This is a genomic window from Acidithiobacillus sp. TH-A36 (genome assembly GCF_057473445.1).
The window spans coordinates 1-4953 of sequence record NZ_JBYCKP010000194.1 but is presented as its reverse complement, the minus strand read 5'-3'; the positions used below and the strand labels follow the sequence as shown (position 1 = coordinate 4953).

Here is a 4953-nt window from a genome sequence, read left to right as displayed (position 1 = left end):
AGCACCACGAAGGCGTTTTCTGAATCATCTGCGCGCAGGGCGAGAACCGCCAGAGCCTGCTCGGCACCGGCACTGCGTAATATATCGGTGTCACTGGAGTCACCGATAATCAAATCATCCGCCTGATAAATGGAGTCATCGGGCTGGTGTCCCATGATCACGATGACGGGTAAATTACGACTTTTGAGTTCGCGATAACTGTTGCGCGCCAGCGGCGTATCGCCCGCAATGATGTAATGATTTTTCAGAGTCATGCGGCGTTTCTCTCCTTGTAGCGCCGATTGCAGCCGGTTATTGATTGCAGGAACAATAATGGCTGATAACGAAGTGGCAAATACGGTGATTCCCAGCACAATCAAAGATACCACAAAAAGTCTGGCCTCGTTGGAAACGGGCAAAACATCGCCATAACCTACGGTAGACATGGTAACTATGGAAAAATAAAGTGCCCCCTTCAGGCTATGAATATGTGGTTTGAAGCCGTCGCCCAGAATATAAGCACCGAACACCCCATAACCTATAACGATAATGATGCCTACCAGTGCAAACAGGGTGCCGGTGGCGAGGCTGCTGTGATTAAAACGACTCCGGAAAATCCATAAAAAAAACACCAGAACGGCATTGTAGTAAAGCAGTGCTGAAATATGTTGGGGATGGCGGTAAATACCAACGGCAAGAACCGCTGATGCAATAGTCAGAACAATGGCCCAGGCGAAACGTGAACGAAATAACAGACCCAGCGACATGATCAGCAGAATGATGCCTGCAGCACCCTGCGGAAGGCCACGAAAGGCGTCCAGCACAAAGCCGCTGGACATGTCGGCAAGGCTGCCGACGTAGCTCAGGCCCAGCAATTGTCCGATGGCCGGAAGAATGTTGAAAAGCCCCAGAAAACCTACCGCTGCAGCAATGGGTGTATGTGGATACCAGCGGTCAAGCTGCAGGCGTCTTGCCCAGCGCTCAGCCCGTCCTAGCCAGCGGCTACGCCAGTTCGGGCGTAAAATATGCCAGGGATGAGGCGTGTGACTGAACTTTTCCGACATGCCTCACTCAAACCCGAGGAGTAACGAATTGCTTGTCTGGATCCGGTCTACCCTCCCTGGCCGGATCATGAGTCCTCCCCTCCCTTTGAGGGCTCGTTATTAACCCCGGCAGAAGTCGGGGTTTCTTTTTGTTCGCCGGGTGCCAGCCAGCCGGCAATCAACTGATGCAATTCGTCCAGGCCCTGTCCGGTCTGCGCTGAAAACAGTTGCATGGCAACTCCCTGCAATTCCGGTATCCGCCGCAATCGGGCCATTTCCTGCAAGGCTGCCCCCCGACTGAGTTTGTCGGCCTTGTTGAGAAGGATGTGGACCGGGCGGCCACAACCTGCAGCAAAACCAATCAGATCAGTATCATGCGGCCCATAAGGATGGCGGATGTCCATGACCAGAATCAGGGCGCGCAGACTGCTGCGTCGGCGCAGGTATTGTTCCAGTAATGGACCCCAGGAACGCCTTAAGGCCTCGGGAACTTTGGCATATCCATAACCGGGTAGATCGATGAGGCGTTGCCCGGGATCCAGATCAAACACGTTGATGGCCTGCGTGCGGCCGGGCGTGCGACTGACGCGTGCCAGGGCGCGACGTTCGGTGAGCATGTTGATGGTGGAGGACTTGCCCACGTTGGAACGTCCGGCAATGGCCACTTCGGCCCCATCATCCGGGGGGAGTTGTCCCGCCTGGGTCACGCTGAGGCGAAAGCTGGCCCGACGTAACGGGGCAAAACGGAAAGGTGTTGGGTTGGTATGGTTCATGCTGAGAGCATAGTCGTCGTCAGTTGGTTCTGGCAATCTGAAAGTCATGCTCAGCGAGCTTGCTGCCACCCGGTCCAGGACCTAGACTGCGAAAAAACAATTCAGGTGGAATAATTCACTGAAAAAAATAGGGAGAACAGGTTTGCAAGCACATGTAGATGGCCTTGCCTGGCAGCACCCGCGCTGGCGATTGCTGGTACAGTTTTTGGGGTCCATGCGGCTGGCGGTCAGTCTGCTGGTATTACTGGCCATTGCTTCGGTGATCGGCACTATTCTCAGTCAACAGCAGCCTTACCAGAATTATGCCATGCAGTTTGGGCCGTTCTGGTTTTCGGTATACCGTGAACTCGGTTTGTACAATGTGTACCGCACCTTGTGGTACACAGCGATTGTGGCCTTTCTGGTGTTATCCACGGCAACCTGCGTTACTCGAAACAGTCCCCGGATGCTGCGCGAAATGCGCGAATTTCCAATCCGTCAACGCGATACCGTGATTTTGGGTCAGGATCATTGGGTGCGTATGGCTACGACATTGCCGATGGATCAGGCACAAGAGCGCATCCTGCAAGTGTTGCGAGCCGCTGGTTATAAACCCCGCGTGGAACAAAAAGAGGGCGATATGGCCATTGCTGCCCGCAAGGGCCGCTACCATCGTCTAGGCTACTTTCTCACCCATATTGCCATTATCGTCATTTGTGCGGCGGCACTGTATAACGCTGACGTGCCCGTTAAATGGGCAGAATGGCAAGGAACACTCAAACCAGAGCAGAATTTTGATCTTCCGCTTTCAAAAATCCCCCGGACGGCCTGGATGTCCCAAAACAATCCGGCCTATCGGGGGATTATCACGCTTCCCGAAGGTCAGACCGCCAATGCGGTATTTGAACTCGCCGGCAATGGTTATCTGGTGCAGCCCCTGCCTTTTCGGATTCATTTGCAATCGTTTCATATTTCTTATTATTCCACCGGAATGCCCAAGGATTTTACTTCCCGGGTCGTGCTCTACAGTCCGCAGGGGAAAGTCCTCAAAACGGGTGATGTCCGCGTAAATCACCCCATGTCCTATGACGGGGTATATATATATCAGTCGAGCTTCAGTGATGGGGGGTCATTGCTGCATATGAAAACCTATCTGCTTGGAGTCTCGGGTGCCGCCCCCGGCGAACTTTCCGGACGGGTGGGACAAACCCTTCATGCAGGGAATTCCGGCTACGCTGTCGATCTGAAAAATTTCAATCTTTACAACATCGTGCCGAAGGCGGCGGTGGGCGAAAAAGCCACTCCCGATCATCCGACCCTCAATCTGGGCCCCAGTTTTACCTACATCATTCACAATCCCAATGGTCAGGCCGCCGAATTCAAGACCTACATGACGCCCATGCGGCGGGGTGGACAAGGTTTTTTTGTCCAGGGATATCGCGAGGCATTGGGAGATGCCTATCGATACATATATATCCCTACCGGGCCTAACGGGAGCATTGGTTTGTTCATGGATTATCTGGCGGCCTTGCAGTCTGCGGCCCGTGCGGGTGCCAACGCTTCTCAGGCTATTTTCACAGAGACCTTCCGGCAGGTTGTTGCCCGTCATGCTCCCGGAATGAGCACGACAGAACAATCCCGTTTTTTGCAGGCGGGTATGCAAACCTTGGTGCAACTGCACGATTACCCCATGCCTTTCATTTTATCGTTAAGTAGTTTTGATCATCGCTGGGCAGCCGGCTTGCAGGTGACCAAGTGGCCGGGGACCATTGTAATTTATTGGGGATGTGTGGCCCTGGTGCTGGGCATTTTCATCCTGTTTTATATTCCCCAGAAGCGTATCTGGCTCCGCCTTCGTCCCCGGGGACAGGAGTCCGAGGGGGTAGAGTTGTTGTTGGGGGCTTCTGCAGACCGCAACCGCCTGGATTTTTCCAAAGAGTTTAAGCGATGGACCGGGACCTTGGAGCAGGCCCTGGGCGTCGATTATGCCGAATACAAGGAGCAAAAAGGTGACCAACACACGCGTTGAAAGCTGGACAGAATTAAGCCCGCAGCCAAGCTGGTGGGCACAGTGGAAATTAAGAGACTGGGCATGGTTTGCCGGATTGAGCGTTGCTGCCGGAAATATTTTGGGTCTGTACGGTAGCAGTTTTGGTTACTGGCAGTTTGTGGTGTTGGCTGCCTGGTATGGTGCCTTACTGGTGGCTGGGCTCGCCTGGCGACCCGTGCAATTGGCGACCTTGGGTATTGTGTTGCCCGCCCTGTTTGCCGTGTGGCTTTACAGCATCGGCCAAAGCACCGCAAATAACCTACTCCTGCGCGACATTTTACAGGGCTACGCGGCGGTTATGTGGATGTCCGCGCTGCTGCTCGCCGCCACCGCCTGTTATCTGTTTTATCTTTTTAGCGGACGTGAACGGGTGGGTCAGTGGGCCACAGCCCTGACCTGGGCTGGCGTCATCATGGGATTCATTGGCCTTGGGGTACGGTGGCGGGAAACCTACCTGGGCCATCCGGATTGGGGGCATATTCCGGTAAGCAACCTTTGGGAGGTTCTGGTCCTCTTTTGTGCTTCTACGCCCTTGTTTTACCTGTATTATGAAAAGCGTAACGAAGCGCGTGCCCTGGGCGCCTTTGTCATGCCACTGGTGGCCGCCGGAGTGGGGTTTCTGCTCTGGCTGACGTTTGCCCAGCACATGGACCAGATTGAGCCACTCATCCCTGCTTTGCAAAGTTTCTGGATGAAATTGCACGTTCCCATGATGTTTGTGGGTTATGCCAATTTTACCGTCGCCAGCCTCATTGGCTTGGGTTATTTGTTGACGGAGCGCTCGCGCCACCGTGGTTCGGAATTACTGCTTCGGGTCATGCCCAGTCGTGAAGTCATGGACGACGTGATGTACAAGGCCATTGCCCTGGGTTTTCTGTTTTTTACGGTGGCAACCATTCTGGGCGCGGTATGGGCCGCCAAAGCCTGGGGCGGCTTCTGGTCATGGGACCCCAAAGAAACCTGGGCGCTGATTGTCTGGTTGAATTACGCCGGTTATTTACATGCCCGCGTCGTTAAAGGATGGCGTGGTACGGCCATGGCCTGGTGGTCATTCATGAGCCTTTGGGTCGTGAGTTTCTGCTTTCTGGGCGTCAATATGTTTCTTTCGGGGCTGCATTCTTACGGGAAG

Annotated in this window: 4 protein-coding genes; 2 read left to right on the top strand and 2 right to left on the bottom strand. The window is 54.2% G+C overall.

Annotated elements, in window-relative coordinates:
- Both AC2VLY_RS05175 and yihA read right to left on the bottom strand, forming a co-directional pair.
- The coding region (locus tag AC2VLY_RS05175) for an ion channel (RefSeq protein WP_486921881.1) at positions 1 to 1043 on the bottom strand (1043 nt) is incomplete at its 3' end.
- 65 nt (positions 1044 to 1108) lie between these two features.
- Positions 1109 to 1843 carry a ribosome biogenesis GTP-binding protein YihA/YsxC gene (yihA, locus tag AC2VLY_RS05170; protein WP_486921880.1) on the bottom strand — a complete coding sequence of 245 codons (735 nt, stop codon included), beginning with the start codon at positions 1841 to 1843 and terminating at the stop codon, positions 1109 to 1111.
- A 94-nt stretch (positions 1844 to 1937) separates the two neighbouring features.
- On the opposite strand from yihA, the gene AC2VLY_RS05165 reads away from it, so the two are divergent.
- Both AC2VLY_RS05165 and ccsB read left to right on the top strand, forming a co-directional pair.
- On the top strand, positions 1938 to 3803 hold the full coding sequence (locus AC2VLY_RS05165; protein WP_486921879.1) for a cytochrome c biogenesis protein ResB: 1866 nt from the start codon (positions 1938 to 1940) through the stop codon (positions 3801 to 3803).
- On the top strand, positions 3784 to 4953 hold a 1170-nt coding region (gene ccsB, locus AC2VLY_RS05160), incomplete at its 3' end, for a c-type cytochrome biogenesis protein CcsB (protein ID WP_486894095.1). The genes AC2VLY_RS05165 and ccsB, both read left to right, overlap by 20 nt.